The 21655-nt window shown below is 68.4% G+C and carries 19 protein-coding genes; 4 read left to right on the plus strand and 15 right to left on the minus strand.

Annotated elements, in window-relative coordinates; genetic code table 11:
• Positions 1–24: 24 nt before the first annotated feature.
• The 5 genes from leuS to bamE all read right to left on the minus strand — a co-directional run bounded on the left by leuS (position 25) and on the right by bamE (position 5653).
• Positions 25–2619 (minus strand): leucine--tRNA ligase, encoded by a 2595-nt coding sequence (leuS, locus tag HWX87_RS31465; protein ID WP_176050867.1) that lies wholly within the window; start codon positions 2617–2619, stop codon positions 25–27.
• A 181-nt stretch (positions 2620–2800) separates the two neighbouring features.
• Positions 2801–3259, minus strand: coding sequence for a biopolymer transporter ExbD (locus tag HWX87_RS31470; protein ID WP_176050868.1), 459 nt, complete (start codon positions 3257–3259; stop codon positions 2801–2803).
• Between the two features lie 24 nt (positions 3260–3283).
• Positions 3284–3952, minus strand: a complete 669-nt coding sequence (locus HWX87_RS31475) for a MotA/TolQ/ExbB proton channel family protein (protein ID WP_176050869.1) — start codon at positions 3950–3952, stop codon at positions 3284–3286.
• An 18-nt stretch (positions 3953–3970) separates the two neighbouring features.
• Entirely contained in the window at positions 3971–4768 is a 798-nt protein-coding gene (gene dapB / locus HWX87_RS31480; protein WP_176050870.1) for a 4-hydroxy-tetrahydrodipicolinate reductase, read from the minus strand.
• Between the two features lie 63 nt (positions 4769–4831).
• Positions 4832–5653, minus strand: a complete 822-nt coding sequence (gene bamE, locus HWX87_RS31485; RefSeq protein WP_176050871.1) for an outer membrane protein assembly factor BamE — start codon at positions 5651–5653, stop codon at positions 4832–4834.
• 141 nt (positions 5654–5794) lie between these two features.
• On the opposite strand from bamE, the gene fur reads away from it, so the two are divergent.
• A complete protein-coding gene (gene fur, locus HWX87_RS31490; protein WP_011350926.1) occupies positions 5795–6223 on the plus strand; it encodes a ferric iron uptake transcriptional regulator in 429 nt (142 codons plus the stop codon).
• 100 nt (positions 6224–6323) lie between these two features.
• On the opposite strand, the gene HWX87_RS31495 is transcribed toward fur, so the two are convergent.
• From HWX87_RS31495 to HWX87_RS31505, 3 genes are all read right to left on the minus strand, one after another.
• Positions 6324–6857, minus strand: a complete 534-nt coding sequence (locus HWX87_RS31495) for an ureidoglycolate lyase (protein WP_176050872.1) — start codon at positions 6855–6857, stop codon at positions 6324–6326.
• A 14-nt stretch (positions 6858–6871) separates the two neighbouring features.
• Positions 6872–7879, minus strand: coding sequence for an allantoicase (alc, locus tag HWX87_RS31500; protein WP_176050873.1), 1008 nt, complete (start codon positions 7877–7879; stop codon positions 6872–6874).
• A gap of 102 nt (positions 7880–7981) precedes the next feature.
• Positions 7982–9304: a C4-dicarboxylate transporter DctA gene (locus HWX87_RS31505; RefSeq protein ID WP_176050874.1), complete on the minus strand. Its 1323-nt coding sequence runs from the start codon at positions 9302–9304 to the stop codon at positions 7982–7984.
• Positions 9305–9516: 212 nt separating this feature from the next.
• Between HWX87_RS31505 and HWX87_RS31510 the strand changes: the two genes are divergently transcribed.
• Positions 9517–10239, plus strand: coding sequence for an FCD domain-containing protein (locus HWX87_RS31510; protein WP_176050875.1), 723 nt, complete (start codon positions 9517–9519; stop codon positions 10237–10239).
• Positions 10240–10284: 45 nt separating this feature from the next.
• Here the strand turns inward: HWX87_RS31510 and cynR are convergent, their stop codons facing one another.
• Positions 10285–11175, minus strand: a complete 891-nt coding sequence (gene cynR / locus HWX87_RS31515) for a transcriptional regulator CynR (protein WP_176050876.1) — start codon at positions 11173–11175, stop codon at positions 10285–10287.
• Positions 11176–11485: 310 nt separating this feature from the next.
• Here cynR and HWX87_RS31520 point away from each other — a divergent pair, with 310 nt between their 5' ends.
• Positions 11486–12685, plus strand: a complete 1200-nt coding sequence (locus HWX87_RS31520; RefSeq protein ID WP_176050877.1) for an MFS transporter — start codon at positions 11486–11488, stop codon at positions 12683–12685.
• A gap of 104 nt (positions 12686–12789) precedes the next feature.
• On the opposite strand, the gene HWX87_RS31525 is transcribed toward HWX87_RS31520, so the two are convergent.
• The 4 genes from HWX87_RS31525 to HWX87_RS31540 form a co-directional block, all read right to left on the minus strand.
• Positions 12790–13848, minus strand: a complete 1059-nt coding sequence (locus tag HWX87_RS31525) for an L-idonate 5-dehydrogenase (RefSeq protein ID WP_176050878.1) — start codon at positions 13846–13848, stop codon at positions 12790–12792.
• A 10-nt stretch (positions 13849–13858) separates the two neighbouring features.
• Positions 13859–14812 carry a 2-hydroxyacid dehydrogenase gene (locus tag HWX87_RS31530; protein WP_176050879.1) on the minus strand — a complete coding sequence of 318 codons (954 nt, stop codon included), beginning with the start codon at positions 14810–14812 and terminating at the stop codon, positions 13859–13861.
• Between the two features lie 69 nt (positions 14813–14881).
• Positions 14882–16330: an MFS transporter gene (locus HWX87_RS31535; RefSeq protein ID WP_176050880.1), complete on the minus strand. Its 1449-nt coding sequence runs from the start codon at positions 16328–16330 to the stop codon at positions 14882–14884.
• Positions 16331–16472: 142 nt separating this feature from the next.
• A complete protein-coding gene (locus HWX87_RS31540; protein ID WP_176050881.1) occupies positions 16473–17246 on the minus strand; it encodes an SDR family NAD(P)-dependent oxidoreductase in 774 nt (257 codons plus the stop codon).
• 151 nt (positions 17247–17397) lie between these two features.
• Here HWX87_RS31540 and HWX87_RS31545 point away from each other — a divergent pair, with 151 nt between their 5' ends.
• Positions 17398–18288, plus strand: coding sequence for a LysR family transcriptional regulator (locus HWX87_RS31545; RefSeq protein ID WP_176050882.1), 891 nt, complete (start codon positions 17398–17400; stop codon positions 18286–18288).
• Between the two features lie 89 nt (positions 18289–18377).
• Here the strand turns inward: HWX87_RS31545 and gap are convergent, their stop codons facing one another.
• Positions 18378–19388 (minus strand): type I glyceraldehyde-3-phosphate dehydrogenase, encoded by a 1011-nt coding sequence (gap, locus tag HWX87_RS31550; protein WP_166964849.1) that lies wholly within the window; start codon positions 19386–19388, stop codon positions 18378–18380.
• A gap of 87 nt (positions 19389–19475) precedes the next feature.
• Positions 19476–21548: a transketolase gene (gene tkt, locus HWX87_RS31555; RefSeq protein ID WP_176050883.1), complete on the minus strand. Its 2073-nt coding sequence runs from the start codon at positions 21546–21548 to the stop codon at positions 19476–19478.
• Between the last annotated feature and the right edge of the window lie 107 nt (positions 21549–21655).

Raw genomic sequence — 21655 nt, forward strand, 5'->3', positions numbered from 1 at the left:
GGTACGTCCGATGGCCGGCGGCCGTCAGACGACGATGTTCACGAGGCGGCCCGGCACGACGACGATCTTCTTCGCCGGCTTGCCGTCGCTGAACTTCGCGAATGCTTCGTCGGCCACCGCCGCGGCTTCGATCGCCTCGCGGCTCGCGTCCTTCGCAACCTTCAGCGCGCCGCGCACCTTGCCGTTCACCTGCAGCACGAGTTCGATCTCGGCCTGCTCGAGCGCAGCCTCGTCGACCTTCGGCCACGGCGCGTCGAGCAGCGTGCCGAATTCGTCCGTATAACCGAGCGTCTTCCACAGCTCGAACGTGACGTGCGGCACGACCGGGTACAGCACGCGCAGCAGCACGCCGTACGTCTCGCGCAGCACGCCCGGCGTCGCGCCCTTCGCGCCGTCGATCGCGTTCAGCATCTTCATCGCGGCCGACACGACCGTGTTGTACTGCAGGCGCTGGTAGTCGAAATCGGCCTGCTTCAGCACGCTGTAGATCTCGCGGCGCAGCGCCTTGTCGGCTTCGCCGAGTGCGGCTGCGTCGAAGCCCGCGCGCGCGGCGAGCGCCTCGCGGTTGCCGTAGCCGAAGCTCCACACACGGCGCAGGAAGCGGCTCGCGCCTTCGACGCCCGCGCCCGACCATTCGAGCTGCTGCTCGGGCGGTGCCGCGAACATCGTGAACAGGCGCGCGGTATCGGCGCCGTACAGGTCGATCAGCACCTGCGGATCGACGCCGTTGTTCTTCGACTTCGACATCTTCTCGATGCCGCCGAGCACGACCGGCTGGCCGTCCGTGTTCAGCGTCGCGCCGACCGGGCGGCCCTTGTCGTCGTGCGTGACCGTCACGTCGGCCGGGTTGTACCAGGTCTTCTTGCCCGATGCGTCTTCACGGTAGAACGTCTCGTTCAGCACCATCCCCTGCGTGAGCAGGTTCTTCGCCGGCTCGCCGAACTTCACGAGGCCGAGGTCGCGCATCACCTTGGTCCAGAAGCGCGAATACAGCAGGTGCAGGATCGCGTGCTCGATGCCGCCGATGTATTGGTCCATCGGCATCCAGTAGTCGGTGCGCGCGTCGACCATGGTGTCGGCGTCCGGCGCCGTGTAGCGCGAGAAGTACCACGACGAATCGACGAACGTGTCCATCGTGTCGGTTTCACGCTTCGCGGCCGCGCCGCACTTCGGGCACGAACAGTTCAGGAACGCTTCCGACTTCGCGAGCGGGTTGCCCGAGCCGTCCGGCACGAGATCTTCCGGCAGCACGACCGGCAGGTCCTGCTCCGGCACCGGCACGTCGCCGCACGACGGGCAGTGGATGATCGGGATCGGCGTGCCCCAGTAGCGCTGGCGCGATACGCCCCAGTCGCGCAGGCGCCACGTGACCTGCTTGTCGCCGAAGCCGCCGGCGTTCAGGTCGGCCGCCACCGCATCGACCGCTTCCGCATAGCGCAGGCCGTCGTACTTGCCGCTGTTCACGCAGACCGCGGTTTCCTTGTCGCCGTACCACTCCTGCCATGCGTCGAGCGAGTACGTCTGGCCTTCGGCCGAAATCACCTGCTTGATCGGCAGGTCGTACTTCTTCGCGAACGCGAAATCGCGCTCGTCGTGGCCCGGCACGCCCATCACCGCGCCTTCGCCATAGCTCATCAGCACGTAGTTGCCGATCCACACCTCGACCGGCTCGCCGGTCAGCGGGTGCTTGACCGAGAAGCCCGTCGCGACGCCCTTCTTCTCCATCGTCGCGACGTCGGCTTCGGCGACGCCGCCGCGCTTGCATTCGTCGATGAACGCGAGCAGCTCGGGCTTGTCCTGTGCGAGACGCGTGGCGAGCGGGTGCTCGGCCGCGATCGCGCAGAACGTGACGCCCATGATCGTGTCGGCGCGCGTCGTGAACACGCGCAGCAGCGTCTCCTCGCCGTCGAGTTCGTACGGGAAGCCGAAGTTCACGCCGAAGCTCTTGCCGATCCAGTTCTGCTGCATGATCTTCACGCGCTCGGGCCAGCCGAGGCCGTCGAGGTCGTTCAGCAGCTCATCCGCGTACTGCGTGATGCGCAGGTAGTACATCGGGATCTCGCGCTTCTCGACGAGCGCGCCCGAGCGCCAGCCGCGGCCGTCGATCACCTGCTCGTTCGCGAGGACGGTCTGGTCGACCGGGTCCCAGTTCACGGTGCCCGTCTTCTTGTACGCGATGCCCTTCTCGAGCATCTTCAGGAACAGCCACTGGTTCCACTTGTAGTAGTCGGGCTTGCACGTCGCGATCTCGCGCGACCAGTCGATCGCGAGGCCCATCGACTGCATCTGGCCCTTCATGTAGTCGATGTTGTCGTAGGTCCACTTCGCGGGCGGCACGCCGTTCGCCATCGCGGCGTTTTCGGCCGGCATCCCGAACGCGTCCCAACCCATCGGCATCAGCGTGTTGTAGCCGTTCATCCGCAGATAGCGGTACATCACGTCGTTGATCGTGTAGTTCCGCACGTGACCCATGTGCAGCTTGCCGGACGGGTACGGCAGCATCGACACGCAGTAGAACTTCGGCTTCTGCGAATCTTCCTGCGTCTTGTAGGCATCGGCTGCGCGCCAGTCGCCCTGGGCGGCGGCTTCGACGTCGGCGGGTACGTATCTTTCGTGCATGGTGTGGTTCGGGCTAGGCTTTAAGCGGCGCGACGGCTCGCGCGCAGAAGTGGATCGAAAGGCGTGCTTGCCCGGCGCAGGAACAGGCTGGCTGTTTCCGGCCCGGGAAAAACGTCGATTATACCGCCCGCGCCGGCCCGCACGGCCGGTCTCGCGGGCCGCAGCCCGCAACAACGGCGTGTCAGGGTTTCGCCGTGGCCGCGGCCGGCGCGACGACGCCCGCCTGCGGCGGCATGTCGGTCACGAAACCGATCCGCGTGAGGCCCGCGGCCTGCGCGGCGCCCATCACCTGCGCGATCACGTCGTAGCGCGTCGCACGCGAGGCGCGCAGCCGCAGTTCGGGCGGCGCGCCGCCCTCGGCGGCGGCCCGGAAGCGCGCGGGCAGCGCGTCGAGCGCGACGGGCGCGTCGTCCCAGTACAGCTTGCCGGCGTCGTCGATCGACAAGGTGACGGATTGCGGCGTGTCGCGCGCGACGCTGGCCGCGACCTTCGGCAGGTCGAGCCGGATCGCGTGCGTCATCAGCGGCGCGGTAATGATGAAGATGACGAGCAGCACGAGCATCACGTCGATCAGCGGCGTCATGTTGATTTCCGCCATCGGCGCGGACGTTTTGTGGTGCTCAAGCCCGCCGAATGCCATGGTCGCTCCTCCCGGGCCGGCGCGTCAGGCGCCTTCTGCGCACACGAACACGTGCAGGTCGCGCGCGAAACCGTCGAGTTCCTCGGCGAGCTGCCGGACGAGCCGCCCGAGGATGTTGTAGGCCAGCACCGCGGGAATCGCGACGACGAGCCCGAACGCGGTCATGATCAGCGCCTCGCCGACCGGCCCCGCGACGTTCTCGATCTGCGCCTGCCCGCTCGCGGCGATGCTGCCGAGCGCGTGGTAGATGCCCCAGACGGTGCCGAGCAGCCCGACGAACGGCGCGGTGCTGCCGATCGACGCGAGCAGCACCTGGCCGAACTCGAGGCGTCGCTGCGAACGCAGCATCGCGTGGCGCAACGCACGCAGCACGCGCTCGCTGCGCTCGACGCGCGCCGCCAGCGCGGTCGGGTCGTGGTCGTCGGCCGCGTCGCGCGCGGCTTCGGCGAGCGGCACGAACACGCGCTCGCGATCGGCGCCGGCGAGCGCGGTGATGCCCGCGTCGAGCGACGGCGCGCGCCAGAACGCGGCGAGCGCGCGCGGCCCCTGCCGCTTCGCGCGGACCAGGAGCCAGGCTTTCATGAAAAGGAAGCACCAGCTGGCGACGGACATCGCCAGCAGCACATAGGCGACCGCATGCGTGATCGCATCGCCGCTTTCGAGGTAGTGGACAACGCCGGTGGGTATCGCCATCGGAGTTTCCCCGTGGGGTCAGCGCAGGCCGAGCACGTCCTGCATGTCGAACAGGCCGGCGCCGCGCGCCGACAGGAAGCGGACCGCGCGCAACGCGCCCTGCGCGTACGACACGCGGCTGGACGACTTGTGCGTGATCTCGATGCGCTCGCCGATCCCGGCGAACAGCACGGTGTGATCGCCGACGATGTCGCCGCCGCGCACGGCCGCGAAGCCGATCGACGACGGGTCGCGCTCGCCCGTCACGCCGTGGCGGCCATACACGGCGCACTCGTCGAGCGAGCGGCCGAGCGCGCCGGCGACGGCTTCGCCCATCATCAGCGCGGTGCCCGACGGCGCATCGACCTTGTGGCGATGGTGCGCCTCGATGATCTCGATGTCGTAGCCGTGCGAGAAATGCTTCGCCGCGAATTCGAGCAGCTTCAGCGTGACGTTCACGCCGACGCTCATGTTCGCCGCGAACACGATGCCGATCCTGGCCGCGGCGGCCTGCAGCTCGGCTTTCTGCTCGGCGGTGAAGCCGGTGGTGCCGATCACGAGCTTCACGTCGTGGCGCAGCGCGGCCGCGATGTGGGCCATCGTGCCTTCCGGACGCGTGAAATCGATCAGGTAGTCGGCCTGCGCGAACACGGCGTCGAGGTCGTCGGTCAGCTTGATCCCGGTTTCCTTGCCGAGGAACGCACCGGCGTCCTGGCCGAGGAACGGCGAATCGGCGCGGTCGAGCGCGCCGACGAGCTGCGCGTCGGTATCGTTGAGAACGGCTTCGATCAGCATCCGGCCCATTCGGCCCGATGCGCCGGCAATCGCAATCTTCATGGCTTTCTACACGACAGGTCTAAAGGCGGGCGGCGCGAGCCGCCCTGGTTCCGCAAGCCGGGCTTACTGCGCCGGCGCGGTGAGCGGCTGGTTCTGCAGGTTGTCGGAGCCTTGCGGGCCGACCGGCGGCGACGCCTCGTTCGACACGTTCGGCTGCGGCGGACGATGGAACTGGAACTGCGGCTGGATCGCCGGCGCGGCGCCCGGCGGCTGGCCGCCCGGTACCGGCGCGCCGCCCGAAGCCTGCGCGGACGGCGTGAAACGGCGTGCGGCCGAACCCTGCCCCGACACCTGGTTGGTCGCGCGGTTCGCTGCGCGGGCAGCCTGCGCGTTCGCATCCTGGTCGACCGCTGCGCCGGAGGCCGGCACGACGGACGGGCTGGCGACGACATCCGGCACCGGCGTGCTCGCCGCCGCCTGCGCCTGCGCGGCGCTCGCCGCGGCGGCTTCCGAAGCCTTCCTCGCCGCTGCGGCCGCCTTCGCCTTCTTGCCGCCGCGGTCGCCGTCGATGTCGGCCAGCAGGTCAAGCTCGGACGGCAGGTTGTCGGCGCCCGTCCAGCCCGCGAGGCGATCGCCCGCGAAGGTCACGACGAGATCGCGCTGCTGGACGATCGACGTCGAGCCGCGCTTGAAGTAGAAGAGGTAATCCCAGCGGTCGGCGTGGAACATATCCGCCAGCAGCGGTGTGCCGAGCAATGCCCGGACTTGCTCGCGCGTCATGCCGACCTGCAGTTGCGCGGCTTTCTCCTGCGATACGAAGTTGCCCTGCACGACGGTGATCCGATAGGGCGTGATGCTCTGCGCAATGCGCTGCGTCACGCTGTCGTACGACGAACAACCCGCCAGCGCGACGATGGCGGCGGCAGCGATGATGGCACTCCGCATGCGACTCCTCTGAAAGTGCGAAAGCGATTCTGGGATCATTTCCTTCACCGTGCTGGCCCGCGTACAGGCCGCGCGTGTTTCTGGAACGGCGAAAAGCCGGTAACATTGAAGCCCTGCATTGTACTCTAGGGATGCCTAGCCATGACCAATCCGACGGATCTCAAGAATATCGGGCTAAAGGCCACCCTACCGCGCCTCAAGATTCTCGAGATCTTCCAGCAGAGCCCGGTACGCCACCTGACGGCCGAAGACGTCTACCGGAACCTGCTCAACGAGCAGCTCGACATCGGGCTCGCCACCGTCTATCGCGTGCTCACGCAGTTCGAGCAGGCCGGCCTGCTCACGCGCAGCAACTTCGAATCCGGCAAGGCCGTGTTCGAGCTGAACGAAGGTTCGCACCACGACCACCTCGTGTGCCTCGATTGCGGCCGCGTCGAGGAATTCTTCGATGCCGAGATCGAAGGCCGCCAGCAGGCGATCGCGAAGGAGCGCGGCTTCCGGCTCCAGGAGCACTCGCTCGCGATGTACGGTTCGTGCACGACCGAAAACTGCCCGCACCGCAAGCACTGATCGCTGATTCGCGCGTCCCGCACGCAGCACGGCCCGGCCGGCATCTCGCCGCCCGGGCCGTTTTTCTTTTCGGGTCGTGTGGCGCGCGGGGCCGGAACGCTTACGAATGCCCTTCGACGCTCGCCAGGGCCGGCTCGAATTCCAGCGCCCAGGCGAACTCGAGCGGGATCTCGTCGCAGTTCGGCTGCGGGCCGCCGCGATCGACGATCACGAAATCGCTGACCGCGTCGAGTGCGAGCAGCGGATGGTGCCAGACGCCCTTCGCATAGTTCACGCCCTGCCAGCCAACGGCGAGGAACGCACGCATCGCATCGGGCCGGAAGTCGCCGGCCGGCGCGACGACGACGACATAGCGCGACACGGCCGCAAGCGGGATGAATGCCTGGCTGCCGTGCGGATGGCGCTCCATCAGCGTGACCGCGACCGGCAGCGCGCGCGGTTGCGCGCGAAACACGCTGACGAGCGGCCGGCCGCCGTCCGCGCAGACGTCGATCGTCGCGAGATCGTGAAAGCGCTCGGTCGTGCCGCCGTTGATCGGGAAGTGCCGCGCGCCTTCCAGCGCGATCACGTCGCCGAACGGGGCGAACGCTTCGCGGGTCAGGCGCTCGACGCGCAGGATGCGGGATCCGGTCATGACGTTGCCCTCCTTCAGGCCGGCTCGCCCCACAGACGCAGGCGCGACACGCCGCCGTCCGGGAAGATGTTGAAACGCACGTGCGTAACGGGGCCGAGCGCCGCGAGTTGCTCGAACGTGTGCACGTGATCCATCTGCAGCTTCTGTTCGCCGAGCAGTTCAGCCCAGAACATCGCCTGCGTGACGAGCGAATCGTCGGTGCCGCCCGTGACATGCGCGGCCTGCAGCGAGCAGCGGTCGGGGAAGTTGCCCTTGAAGAACGCCGTATCGACCTCGACGCGGCGGATGATGCCCGGCCGTGCGAGCGCGACGATCGCCCAGTCGTTGCCGGGCTCGCGGCGGCGCCGCGTTTCCCAGCCGTCGCCCATGTTCGCGCCGCGCCCCGGCATCAGCATCTGCGATGCCGGCCCGAAGTGCTGGTTGTTCGCGGCCACCAGATAGCCGCCGTTCTCGATCGCCGCGAGATCGACGAGCTCGCCGGCCGGCACGTGGCGCCAGTCGCGCTGCGGCTGGCCATACACGCGCAACCGCGCGAGCCCGCCGTCCGGATACAGGTTCACGCGCAGGTGCGTGACCGGCTGCGCGTCGTCGACGCTCACGTAGTGATGCGAATTGCCCTGCAGCGTCGTCGCGGGGACGATCGTGCGCCACGCGGCGTCGTCGGGCGGCGTGTCGCCGTCGACCGCGCACGCCTCGATCGACGCGGCCGGCGGGAAGTTGCCGGTGAAGTGGCTCGTATCGAGGTCGACGCCGTAGATCACGCCCGGCCGAGCGAGGCGGACCACGCAGAAGTCGTGGCCGGTCGTACGCTTGCGGCGCGTTTCCCAGCCATCCATCCACTTGCCGTGATCGTCGTACTTGCCGGGAATGAACACGGCCGGCTCGGGATTCAGCATGCGCTCCTTCGGCGCGAAGAATTCGTCGCTGGCGAAGAGCGCCTGCGCACCGAGGCGCGGGTCGGCGAGGTTCATGTAACGCCGCGTAAACACCGGCGCGTTCGGATCGAGAATGGGGGCTGCCATGTCGTCTCCACTATCTTGTTGGGGGCCGGCGCATCGTCGGGCCGGCCGCAGGAAATTCAATCGCGCGAAACAGTCGGGAAGCCGCTTCGCGCGGGATCGCGCTCAGAGCGCGTGAGCCTGGTCGCCGGCAACCGGCGCCGTGCTGCCTGCCTCGTCGGCCGGCACGTAACGCAGCTCGCGGTTCAGCACGCGTTTCGCACGGGCACGGTCGATGTCGTTCTCCCACACCGCGACGACAACCGTCGCGACGCAGTTGCCGATCAGGTTGGTCAGCGCGCGGGCGATGCCGACGAACCAGTCGACCGGCAGGATCAGCACGAGGCCGAGCACCGGGATCGCGGGGATCGCCGACAGCGTCGCCGCGAGGATCACGATCGCCGAGCCGGGGATGCCGTGCGCGCCCTTCGACGTAACGAGCGATACGAGCAGCACGACGATCAGGTCATGCGTCGACAGCGGCGTGTTGGTGGCCTGCGCGATGAACAGCACCGCGAGCGTCAGGTAGATCGAGAAGCCGTCGAGGTTGAACGAATAGCCGGTCGGGATCACGAGACCGACCGTCGAATCCTTGATGCCCATGTATTCGAGCTTGCTCATCACCTGCGGCAGCACCGCGTCCGACGACGCCGTGCCGAGCACGATCGACAGTTCCTCGCGCAGGTAGCGGATCAGCTTGAACACCGAGAAGCCCGCGAGCCGCATCACCGTGCCAAGCACGACCGTGACGAACACGAAGCAGCTCAGGTAGAACACCGCGACGAGATAGCCGAGCTGCTTGAGCGACGCGACGCCGTACTTGCCGGTCGTGAACGCGATCGCGCCGAGCACGCCGAGCGGCGCGAGCTTGATGATGAAGCCGATGATCCGGAAGAACACGTGCGACAGTTCCTCGATCAGCGAGTTGACGCGCTGCGCCTTGTCGCCGAGCAGCGACAGCGCGGACCCGAACAGCACCGCGAACACGAGGATCTGCAGGATGTCGCCCTTCGCGAACGCGTCGATCGCGGTCTCGGGGATGATCTTCATCAGGTAGCCGGCCGTGTCCTTCAGGCTTTCGGCGTTCTTCGCGTACGTCGCGAGCGATGCCGCGTCGAGCGAGCGCAGGTCGATGTTCATCCCGACGCCCGGGCGCGTGAGCCACGCGAGCACGAGCCCGATGCCGAGCGCGAGCGTCGTCATCACCTCGAAATAGACGACGGCCTTCAGGCCGACCCGGCCGACCTTCTTCAGGTCGCCCGCATTGGCCATCCCGCTGACCACGACGCAGAACACGATCGGGCCGATGACCATCTTGATGAGCTTCAGGAAGCCGTCGCCGAGTGGCCGCAGCGACTCGGCGAAGTGCGGGAAGAACGCGCCCAGCGCGACCCCCAGGATCAATGCGACGACTACCCGGCCAAACAGCGAATTAAGGAATTTCGACACGGCGCTCTCCCGATCCAACGGTTGCAGTTTCGTCTGTTCATACTGGTAAGACCAGTGATGTTATGGTGGATAGTAGGAAGCCGATATAGTGGCGTCAAGGACGGACGAAATAGGGATTTCCCGCCCCTCCCCGCCCGCTCGAGGCGCACCGGACAGGGGCGGATCGTGGCTTTCCCGTAGGGCGGTCATGCACCGCCCGCGTGCGGATTACAATGCCGGTCAGACCGGCCAAAGTTCACATCATGAAAAACGTTCCGCATACCGTGACCGACGCCGCCATCGCGACGATCCGCGACCGGATCGAGGCAGGCGTTTATCCGGTCGGCAGCCTGCTGCCGGCCCAGCGCCAGCTCTCCGAGGAGCTGGAGATCAGCCGCGCGTCGCTGCGCGAGGCGCTGTCGACGCTCGAAGCGCTCGGGATGCTGCGCATCCGTGCGGGCAAGGGTGTCTACGTCGAAAGCGCGCAGGCATCGGCCGCGCATCCGTGGCAGTTCGCCGAGCAGTCGTCGCCGCCCGATACGTACCAGATGCGCTATGCGCTCGAAGGGTTCGCCGCGCGGATGGCCGCGCACGTCGTCAGCGACGCCGACATCGCGTGGTTCGAGGACAATCTCGCCGACCTGCACGTCGCGCTGACCGACAACGCGATCGACGCAGCGTCGCAGCTCGACTTCGACTTCCACATGCGGATCATCCATCTCGCCGGCAACGCGGCGATCGAATCGGTGCTGCGCAGCAGCGCCGACATCATGAAGGAAAGCCAGCGCATGCCGTTCTACCGGCGCGAGCTGCTGTTGTCGACGTGGCACGAGCACCGCGCGATCCTCGACGCGCTGATCGCCCGCGATGCGGCCGCCGCGGGCACCGCGATCGAAACGCACATCGCGAACGCCGCGCAGCGCGCGGGCATCTTCTTCCCGACGCCGGGCGCGTAACGCGCCGCCGGCGCCCAAGCCGCCCGGTCGTCCCGGTCGTCCCGGTCACCCGCCCGACGGATCGCGATACGCGAGCGCGCGCTCGATGAACGCGCGCGCCGCGACGCTGCGGTATGCGCCCTTGCGCGTGAGCAGCGCGGCCGTACGGGCCGGCAGCGGCGGATCGAGCTCCAGCGCGCACAGGTCGCCGCTCTCGCGCGCGATCGCGTCGGGCAGCACCGTCGCAAGCCGGCCGCACCGCACGAGCTCCAGCACCGCGCTGATCGTATTCGTCTCGATCGCGATCTTCGGCCGCGCGCCATGCTCGATGAAGTACCGGTCGATGCTCTCGCGCGTCGCGAACGCACGGCTCAGCAGCACCAGCGGCTCGCCGCCGAGCTCGACCGGCGTCAGCGCGCGGCGGCGCCGCGCGAGACGGTGCGTGCGGCCCGTCACGAGCGCGAGCGGCTCGTCCCACAGCGGCAGTGCGTCGATGTCCGGCGCACGCGGCGGCATGAACGCGAAACCCGCGTCGAGCCGGTCGTCGGCGAGCAGCGCCTCGATGCGCTCCTGCGGCATCGCGTCGATCGTCAGCGCGACGTTCGGATAATCGGTATGGAAGCCGTCGATCAGCGAGCCGCTCAGGTAGGCCGCGAAGGTCGGCATCATCGCGAGCCGCAGCGACCCGCTGCCAAGATCGGCGACGTCGTGCAGCGCGCGCTGCCCCGTATCGAGCTCGTGCAGCGCGGCGCGCGCGTGACGCGCATAGACTTCGCCGAATTCGGTGAGCTGCACCGTGCGGCCCGAGCGGTCGAACAGCTGCACGCCGAGCGTTTCCTCGAGCTGGCGCACCTGCTGCGACAGCGTCGGCTGCGACACGTGCAGCGCGTCGGCCGCGCGCGTGAAGCTGCGCTGCTCGGCGACGGCCAGGAAATAGCGGATATGGCGGAGTAGCATCGCGGCCGATGTATTGGCTAAACCAATGAACACCATAACGATCCAGTCTTGGACGCTATGGGACGATTCCCGCATCATACGCACATCCGCTCCTGCGCATCGCCGGTCACCGCACCGGAGCGGCACGCCCGGGCCCGCCCTGCCTCCGCCCGCCGCACGACGATCCGCCGCCCGCCCGACCGGGGCCCGGCCGCGATCCGCCCGGCGCGCATCGGTTCACCGCCGATCCGTTGACGCCGGCCCCGATTTCCGTCACCCCGCGCAGCCGACGGCCCCGTGCCGCCGGCCGGCGCCGCTGTTTTTCGCGACCATGGAACCGCATCAAGACAACCACCCTCCCCTGACCCGCGGCATGACGCTGCTGTTCGCCTGCGCGTGCGGCATCGTCATCGGCAACATCTACTACGCGCAGCCGCTGCTCGCCGCGATCGCGCACAGCTTCGGCCGCGCGCCGACCGAACTCGGCTATCTCGTCACGCTGACGCAGCTCGGCTATGCGGCGAGCCTGCTGCTGATCGTCCCGCTCGGCGACGCGGTCAACCGCCATACGCTGATCGTGCGGCTGCTGATGCTCAACGTCGTCGCGCTGGTCGCGGTCACGTTCAGCACGAATTTCACGATGTTCGTCGTCGCGAACGTCGCGGTCGGCTTCGTCACCTGCTCGACGCAGCTGCTCGTGCCGTTCGCGGCATCGCTCGCCGACGCGCGCTCGCGCGGCCGCGCGGTCGGCACCGTGATGAGCGGCCTGCTGCTCGGCATCCTGCTCGCGCGCGTCGCGGCCGGCGCGATCGCCGACGGGTTCGGCTGGCGCGCGGTGTACGGCGTCGCCGCGGTGATGGTGCTCGCGCTGACCGGCGTGCTCGCCGTGAAGCTGCCGAAGGATCGCCGCGACACGCGCCTCGACTATGCGGCATTGATGAAGTCGCTCGTCGCGCTGGTGCGCGCACAACCGCTGATCGCGCTGCGCTCGACCTATGGCGCACTCGTGTTCGCGTGCTTCAGCCTGCTGTGGACGGGCCTCACGTTCCTGCTGAGCCAGCCGCCGTACAACTATTCCGAAGGCCAGATCGGCCTGTTCGGCATCGTCGGCGCGGTGGGCGCGCTCGCGGCCACGTCGGCCGGCCGGCTCGTCGATCGCGGCCACGGCAATGCGGCGACAGGGCTGTTCGCGGCCGCCGTGCTCGCGTCGTTCGCGCTGATCGCGACCGGCGCGCACTCGCTCGCGGCGCTGATCGCGGGCATCCTGCTGCTCGACGTCGGCGTGCAGGGCATGCACATCTCGAACCAGAGCGTGATCTACGCGCTGGCCGGCAACGCGCGCAGCCGCGTAACGACCATCTACCTGACGAGCTACTTCATCGGCGGCGCGTTCGGGTCGTTCGCGGCGAGCTTCGCGTACGGCATCGACGGCTGGCGCGGCGTATGCATCGCCGGTGCAGCGCTGTCGGGCGTGCTGATCGCGCTGTGGCTCGCGTCGCAACGCGTCGGCACGCGGCAGGTCACGCAGTAATGCGGTAATCCGTCTGCGCGCCGCGACGAAAAAAGGCACGCCGCGAATTCGCGGGCGTGCCTTTTTTGACGACGTCGATTCCGTCGTGCTCTAGCGCCGGACCATCATGCAGCCGCGTCCGCGAAATCGATCAGCACCTTCATCGCACGCTGCCGGTCGCCGGCCAGTTCGAACGCGAGGTTCGCGTCGCGCATCGGGAACACGCGCGTGACGGCCGGCCGCAGGTCGACCCGCCCGGCGTTGATCAATTGCACCGCGAGCGCGAATTCCGCGTGGAAGCGGAACGAGCCGCAGATCGACAGCTCCTTCGCGACCACGACGTTCTGCGGCAGGCTGACATCGCCGCCGAGCCCGAGCTGCACGACAACGCCGCGCGGCCGCATCACGTCCAGCCCGTCGCGCAGTGCGCGTGCATTGCCCGAACACTCGATCATCACGTCGAACGTGCCCTTGTCGGCACTGTAACGCTCGACCCATCCGGCATCGGCCGCCGCGTTGATCGTACGGTCGGCGCCGAGCGCGCTCGCCACTTCCAGCGGCGCCTCGACGACGTCGGTCGCGACGATCTCCGCGGCGCCGTGCACGCGTGCCGCCGCGACGGCCAGCACACCGATCGGCCCGCAACCCGACACGAGCACGCGCTTGCCGATCAGCGGGCCCGCGCGCGACACCGCATGCAACCCGACCGCGAACGGCTCGGCGAGCGCCGCGAGCGACAGCGGCACGTGATCGGCCACCTTCACGCACTGCACCGCGTCGCACACGAGCGCGTTGCGGAACGCGCCCTGCACGTGCGGCATCCGCATCGCGCTGCCGTAGAAGCGCATGTCGAGACACTGGTTCGGCAGCCCTTCGAGGCAGTAGCGGCACGCACCGCACGGGCGGCTCGGATTGACCGCGACACGATCGCCGACCTTCACCGACGTCACGTCCGGCGCGACTTCCGCAACCGTGCCGGCGACCTCGTGGCCGAGCACCATCGGCTGCTGCAGCCGGATCGCACCAAAGCCGCCGTGCCGGAAGTAATGGAGATCGGAGCCGCAGATGCCGCCCATCGCGACATCGACGCGCACCTGGCCCGGGCCGATCTCGCCCGCGTCCTGCTCCTCCACCCGCAGGTCGTTCGGCCCGTGGATCACGACACACATGCAACGCATACGCATGACAGCCTCCTCAGACGACCGGCGTGAGCAGCGGCTCGCCGGCAAAGTGCGCGGCGAGGTTGTCGCGCACGAGCCAGCCCATCGCCTGGCGCGTCTCGATCGTCCCGCTCGCATGGTGCGGCTGCAACAGCACGTTCGGCAACGCGAGGAAACGCGGGTCGATGCGCGGTTCGTTCCAGAACACGTCGAGCGCCGCGCCGGCGATCGCGTTGCGCTCCAGCGCATCGAGCAGCGCCGGTTCGTCGACGGTCGTGCCGCGCGACACGTTCACGAGATAGCCCTGCGGCCCGAGCGCGTCGAGCACGGCCGCGTCGACGAGATGACGCGTCGCCGGCCCGCCCGCGAGCGTGACGATCAGCAGGTCGCACCAGCCGGCCAGTTCGGCGAGATCGGCGAAGAAGCGGTGCGGGCTGTCCGCGCGCGGCGCGACGTCGAAGTAGCCGAGCTCGACGTCGAAGCCGGACAGCCGGCGCGCGATGGTCGAGCCGATCCGGCCGAAGCCGACCACGCCGACGCGCTTGCCGTAGAGCCGCGTGACGAGCGGCATGTCGCCGTCGCGCCAGGCGCCGGAGCGCACGTACGCATCGCCGGCGCCAATCCGGCGCATCATCGCGAGCGCGAGCCCGACGCCGAGATCGGCCACGTCGCCGGTCAGCACGTCGGGCGTGTTCGTCACGCGGATGCCGCGCTCACGCGCGGCGGCGAGAGCGATCGCGTCGGTGCCGACGCCGTAACACGCGACGATCTCGAGCTTCGGCAGCGCGGCGATCAGTTCGGCATTCGCACCGAGATCGCCGCGGGTCGCGATCGCGCGCACGCCGGCGCCGTGTTTGGCGAGGAACGCCGCGCGGTCGGCGGCTTCCCACAGCCGGTGGACGTCATAGCCGGCCAGCCATGCGTCGTCCCACGGCTGGTAAGGGCCCGTCATCAGCAGGTCGGGCCGCTGGGTCGATTCGTGCGCCATCTGCGCTTGCTCCTGTCGAGATAAGTGGAATGCGAAAGCATGCCGGGCCGCATCGGCCGCCCGGCTCGTTCATGCGTGCCGCGCGAGCGCATCGGCGTCCGGCGCCGGTGCGGCCTGTGCGGCGTCGAGCGGATCGTCGAGATCGCGATTCAGCGTTTCGGGCATCCGCGACGTCGTGAACAGCGTGATCAGCGTCAGCAGCACCAGATACGCGGCGATCGGCACCCAGGCGCGCACGCCGGCCGTGTGGTCGCCGCCGTGCAGCGCGATCACGGTCGCGATGATCGTTGCGCCGACGAGCGGCGCGATCCCGCCCGCGAGCACGGCCGACACTTCGCGCGAGAACGACACGCCCATGTAGCGATGGCGCGCGCCGAACAGTTCGGGCAGCAGCGCGGCCTGCGCGCCGAGCATCCCCCAGTTCGCGAAGCCCTGCGCGACCGAGATCGCGATCACGCTCGCGACCACGTTCCCCTGGCTGAAGATCCACCACACCGGGAACGCGAGCGCGAGCTGCAGCCACGCGAACGTGCGATACACGCGCACGCGGCCGAAGCGGTCGCTGAGCCGGCCGGCCAGCGGCACCGTGCACGCGCCGACGGTCGCCGCGCACACCAGCGCGAGCGCGCCGATCGGCCCTTTCATCCCGATCACGCCGGCGAGATAGCTGACCGCGAGCGCCTGGTAGATCGACGAGCCGCCGTTCTCGGCCATCCGCAGGCCGATGCCGATCAGGAGCGAACGTTTCGAATGCTGCACGGCGCTCTTCAACGGGTTCGCGGAGACTTGCGCGCGCTTCTCGAGCCGCACGAAAGTCGGCGACTCGTGCAGCCGCACGCGCATGTAGATCCCGACCGCGACGATCACCGCGCTGAACAGGAACGGTACGCGCCAGCCCCAGCCGTCGGTGACGCGATCGAGGTTCGCGAGCAGCAGGAAATAGACGGCGGCCGCGAGCACCGTGCCGAGCTGGATGCCGAGAAACGGCAGCGATGCATAGAAGCCGCGCTTGCCCGGCGGCGCGTATTCGGTCATCAGCACCGCGGCGCCGGCCTGCTCCGCGCCGGCGCCGAGGCCCTGCAGGATGCGCAGCAGGATCAGCAGCGCGGGCGCCCAGTAGCCGGCCGTCGCGAAGGTCGGCAGCACGCCGATCAGCGTGCTCGCGACGCCCATCAGCAGCACCGTCGCGGTCAGCACGAACTTGCGGCCGATCCGGTCGCCGAGCACGCCGAACACGACGCCGCCGAGCGGGCGCACCGCGAAGCCGACGAAGTAGGTGCCGAAGCTCGCGATCAGCCGCATCTCGGCGGTCTGCGCGGGGAAGAACAGCGGCCCGAACACCAGCGCCGACGCGAGCGTGTACAACGCGAAATCGTAGTATTCGAGCGCGCTGCCGAGCGAGCAGGTCCATGCCGCGCGGTTGAGCTGCTTCGCGTCGACGCCGCGGCGCTCGACGGCTTCGCCGGGCGTACCGGGCCCTGCATCGTGCCGCGCGGGCGGCGGGGAAATGCGATCCATCGTTGTCTCCTGTCTCCTGCCTTCCGTTCCGGAACCCGGCCGCGACTCGCGCGACCGGGACATCGGCCCGCTCGTGCGGCGGGCTCTTCTGGGAATTCGGATGCCGGCCGCAGCCGGCGCAACGGCGCGCTCGCGCCGCCGCTCAGACGGCGCTGGTCAGGCCGCCGTCGACGAACAGCGTCTGGCCGTTCACGAAATCGGACGCGGCCGACGCGAGGAAGATCGCCGCGCCGCACAGCTCGTCGACGCGCCCCCAGCGGCCGGCCGGCGTGCGCTTGCACAGCCAGTCCGAGAACGCCGCGTCGTCGACCAGCGCGCGGTTGAGTTCGGTTTCGAAATAGCCGGGCGCGAGGCCGTTCGCCTGGATGCCGTGGCGCGCCCAGTCGGCGCACATCCCTTTCGTCAGCATCCGCACCGCGCCCTTGGTCGCCGCATACGGGGCGATCGTCGGGCGCGCGAGTTCACTCTGCACCGAGCAGATGTTGATGATCTTCCCGCGGCCGCGCGCGATCATGTGCCGCGCCACCGCCTGCGCGACGTTGAACACGCCGTCGAGATTCACGCGCATCAATGCCTGCCAGTCGTCCGGTTCGAATGTGTCGAGCGGCGCGCGGCGCTGGATGCCCGCGTTGTTCACGAGGATGTCGATCGCGCCGACGCGCGTCTCGAAATCGTCGATCGCCGCGCGCACCTGCGCGTGTTCGGTGACGTCGAACACCGCATGGTCGGCAGCAAAACCTTCCTCGCGGAAGTGGCGCGCGAGCGTCGCGGCCTTCTCCTCATTACGATCGTTGATGACGATCGCGGCGCCGGCTTCCGCGAGGCCGCGGGCGAGCGTCAGCCCGATCCCGCGTCCGGAACCGGTAATCAGTGCGCGGCGCCCGTCGAGGCGGAACCGTTCAAGCGCGTTGGTCATGGATGTCTCCTCGTGCCAGTCGAGCCGGCGGCCCGTCGCGGCCGGTCTCGCGTTGACGCTATCTTCGGCTGGCGGCCGGGCCCCGCGCCAATGGTTGTTTTTGATCCGGTTATCATGAAATCTGATTACCGTTCACGGGTGCCCGCCGACCATGGAACTCAAGCAATTGCGCGCCTTCGTCACGCTCGCGGAAGAGCTGCATTTCGGGCGCGCCGCGCAGCGTCTGTTCATCGTGCAGCCCGCGCTGAGCATGCAGATCAAGGCGCTCGAGGAAGAATTGGGGGCGCGCCTGTTCGAGCGCGACCGGCACAAGGTCGAACTGAGCGACACGGGGCGCGTGTTCCTGCCCGAGGCACGCGCCACGCTGCAGCAGGCTGCGCGCGCTGAGCAGATGGCGCGGCTGTCGAGCCTCGGCGAAATCGGCACGCTGCGGATCGCGTTCGTATCGTCGGTGCTGCCCGCGCTGCTGCCGGCCGTGCTGCGCACGATGCGCGAGCGCTATCCGCTGATCACGCTCGAACTGAAGGACATGCCGACGCCCGACCAGATCGCCGCGCTGCGCGACCGGCGGATCGATTTCGGGATGATCCGGCTGCCGGCCGCCTATCCGGGCATCGACACGCGCGTGGTGCTCGAGGAAGGCTTCGTCGTCGCGCTGCCGCTCGACCATCCGCTGGCCACGCAGGACGCGATTTCACCGGCCGCGCTGCGCGGCCAGCCGGCGTTCGTGCTCGCGCGCCGCTATGCGCCCGGCTTTCACGACGACATGCTGCTTGCGCTGAGCCGCGCGGGCACGACGCTCGAGATTGCGCAGGAGTTCGGGGAATTCACGACGATGCTCGCGCTCGTCGCGGCGGGAATGGGGATCGGGCTGATCCCGGCGGAAGCCGCGAGCGCGCTGCCGCCGAACGTGCTCGCGCGCCCGCTCGATCTGGCCGGGCATCGCACCGGCATCGGCCTCGCGTGGACCGACCTCGACAGCCCGCTGAAGCGGGCGTTCGTCGCCGCGCTCGAACAGGTGACGGCAGCGTCGATGCAATAACGGCGGGCAACAAAAAAGCCCGGCCGGAAAACCCGGCCGGGCTCGTTCGCTGCGCAAGCCGCCTCGCGGCGGCCGCGCAACGTGCGGGATTACTTCGCGTTCGCGAACGCGACAGCCGTATCCAGCATGCGGTTCGAGAAACCCCACTCGTTGTCGTACCAGCTCGACACCTTCACGAGACGGCCCGACACCTTGGTCAGCGTTGCGTCGAACGTCGACGAAGCCGGGTTGTGGTTGAAGTCGATCGACACCAGCGGTGCTTCGTTGTAGCCGAGGATGCCCTTCAGCGCGCCTTCCGATGCTTCCTTCATGATCGCGTTGACTTCCTCGACCGTCGTGTCGCGCTTGGCGATGAACGACAGGTCGACGATCGACACGTTGATCGTCGGGACGCGGATCGCGTAACCGTCGAGCTTGCCGTTCAATTCCGGCAGCACGAGGCCGACGGCCGAAGCGGCGCCCGTCTTCGTCGGGATCTGGCTGTGCGTGGCCGAACGCGCGCGGCGCAGGTCTTCGTGATAGACGTCCGTCAGCACCTGGTCGTTCGTGTACGCGTGGATCGTCGTCATCAGGCCGGTTTCGAGGCCGATCTTGTCGTTCAGCGGCTTGACGAGCGGCGCGAGGCAGTTCGTCGTGCACGATGCGTTCGAGATGACCGTGTGCTCGGCCTTCAGCACGTTGTGGTTCACGCCGTAGACGATCGTCGCGTCGACGTCCTTGCCGCCCGGCGCCGAGATGATCACCTTCTTCGCGCCGCCCTTCAGGTGCGCGCTCGCCTTTTCCTTCGTCGTGAAGAAGCCCGTGCATTCCATCACGACGTCGACGCCCAGCTCGCCCCACGGCAGTTCTGCCGGGTTGCGGTTCGCCAGCACGCGGATCTTGTCGCCGTTCACGACGAGGTAGTCGCCGTCGACCGACACTTCGCCCGGGAACTTGCCGTGTGCGGTGTCGTACTGGGTCAGGTGCGCGTTGGTCTTCGCATCGCCCAGGTCGTTGATCGCGACGATCTCGAGATCGTGCTTCTTGCCGTTTTCATAGAACGCGCGCAGCGTGTTGCGGCCGATACGGCCGTAGCCGTTGATTGCGACGCGAATCGTCATGGTCTATCTCCTGATGGCTGAAAAAATTCGTTTCGTGCAGCTTCACGGTGCGACGCGCGCGAGGGGTGGCGCGCGTCGCGTATGTCTTTAGGCCAGCACGGCCTTGGCGGTCTCGACGACGTGCTCGACGGTGAAGCCGAAGTACTTGAACAGCACGCCGGCCGGCGCCGATTCACCGAACGTGTCGATCCCGACGACGCCGCCTTCGAGGCCGACGTACTTGTGCCAGAAGGCCGTCACGCCCGCTTCGATCGCGACGCGGCGCACGCCGTGCGGCAGCACGCGTTCGCGGTATTCGGCGTCCTGGCGGTCGAACACGTTGGTCGACGGCATCGACACGACGCGTGCCGCGATGCCTTGCTGCGCGAGCGGCTCGACGGCCTTCATCGCGAGTTCGACTTCCGAGCCCGTCGCGATCAGGATGATCTTGCGCGCGACGATCTCTTCGTCCCAGTCCTTCAGCACGTAGCCGCCCTTCGCGATGTTCGCGATCTGCGCATCGGAACGCGGGTTGAACGCGAGGTTCTGGCGGCTGAAGATCAGGCTCGACGGACGGTCGGCTGCGATCGCGTGGGTCCACGCGACGGCCGTCTCGACCGTGTCGGCCGGACGCCACACGTCGTGGTTCGGGATCAGGCGCAGGCTCGACACGTGCTCGATCGACTGGTGCGTCGGGCCGTCTTCGCCGAGGCCGATCGAATCGTGGGTGAACACGAAGATCGACGGCACCTTCATCAGCGCGGCCACGCGCAGCGCGTTGCGGCTGTAGTCGGAGAACGTCAGGAACGTGCCGCCGAACGGCTTGTGGCCGCCGTGCAGCGCGAGGCCGTTGATCGCGGCGCTCATGCCGAATTCGCGCACGCCGTAGTTGATGTGGTTGCCCAGCACGACGCCCGGGCCTTCCGGATTCGCGCGGACGGCCTTCGACGCCTTCCAGTTGGTCAGGTTCGAGCCGGTCAGGTCGGCCGAGCCGCCGAGCAGTTCGGGCAGCGCGGCAGCCAAGCCCTCGATCGCCTGCTGCGACGCCTTGCGGGTCGCCACCGTCTCGCCGCGCTCGTTCGCGCCGGCGATGATCGCCGCCGCCTTCTCGGCCCAGTCGGCCGGCAGCTGGTTGGCCATCCGGCGCTCGAATTCGGCGGCTTCTGCCGGGAACTTGGCGCGATAGGCAGCGAACGTCGCGTCCCATTCGGTTTCAGCGCGCTTGCCGGCTTCCTTCGCGTCCCATGCCGCGTAGACTTCCTGCGGAATCACGAACGGCTCCCACTTCCAGCCGAGCGCTTCGCGCGTCTTCGCGATTTCTTCCGCGCCGAGCGCCGCGCCGTGCACGTCGTGGCCGCCCGCCTTCGTGGCCGCGCCCTGGCCGATCACCGTCTTGCAGCAGATCATCGTCGGCTTGTCCGACAGCTTCGCCTTCGCGATGGCCGCGTCGACCGCGTCGACGTCATGGCCGTTCACGTTCGGGATCACGTTCCAGCCGTAGGCTTCAAAACGCTTCGGGGTATCGTCGTGGAACCAGTTCACGACGTCGCCGTCGATCGAGATGCCGTTGTCGTCGTACAGCGCGATCAGCTTGTTCAGCTTCAGCGTGCCCGCGAGCGAGCAGGCTTCGTGCGAGATGCCTTCCATCAGGCAGCCGTCGCCGAGGAACACGTACGTGTGGTGATCGACGATCTTCGCGCCGTCACGGTTGAACTCGTCGGCCATCAGCGCTTCGCCGAGCGCCATGCCGACCGCGTTCGCGAGGCCCTGGCCGAGCGGGCCGGTGGTCGTCTCGACACCCGGCGTGATGCCGTATTCCGGGTGGCCCGGCGTCTTCGAGTGCAGCTGGCGGAAGTTCTTCAGCTCTTCGATCGGCAGGTCGTAGCCGGTCAGGTGCAGCAGCGAGTACAGCAGCATCGAGCCATGGCCGTTCGACAGCACGAAGCGGTCACGGTCGGCCCAGTGCGGGTTCGTCGGGTTGTGCTTCAGATGGCGCGACCAGAGCGCGACGCCGATTTCGGCCATGCCCATCGGCATGCCGGGGTGGCCGGAGTTCGCTTGCTGGACGGCGTCCATCGCGAGCGCACGGATCGCGTTGGCCATCAGGGTGGTGGAGGCGGGAGACGAAGTCGTCATGTCGAGTCCGGAGAACGAGTCGAGGAAACGGGGGCACGGCGGCATCCGGAAGCTCGAGCGTCAATCGTTCCCGGCGCGCGGTGCGGCGCCTGACGGACGCGAAGCGGACGGAGCCTACGGACGGGGCTGCAAAGCTCGTCATTTTAACAGAT

It is taken from the genome of Burkholderia sp. BCC1644 (assembly GCF_902833225.1).
In the GTDB taxonomy this organism is placed as follows: Bacteria; Pseudomonadota; Gammaproteobacteria; order Burkholderiales; family Burkholderiaceae; genus Burkholderia.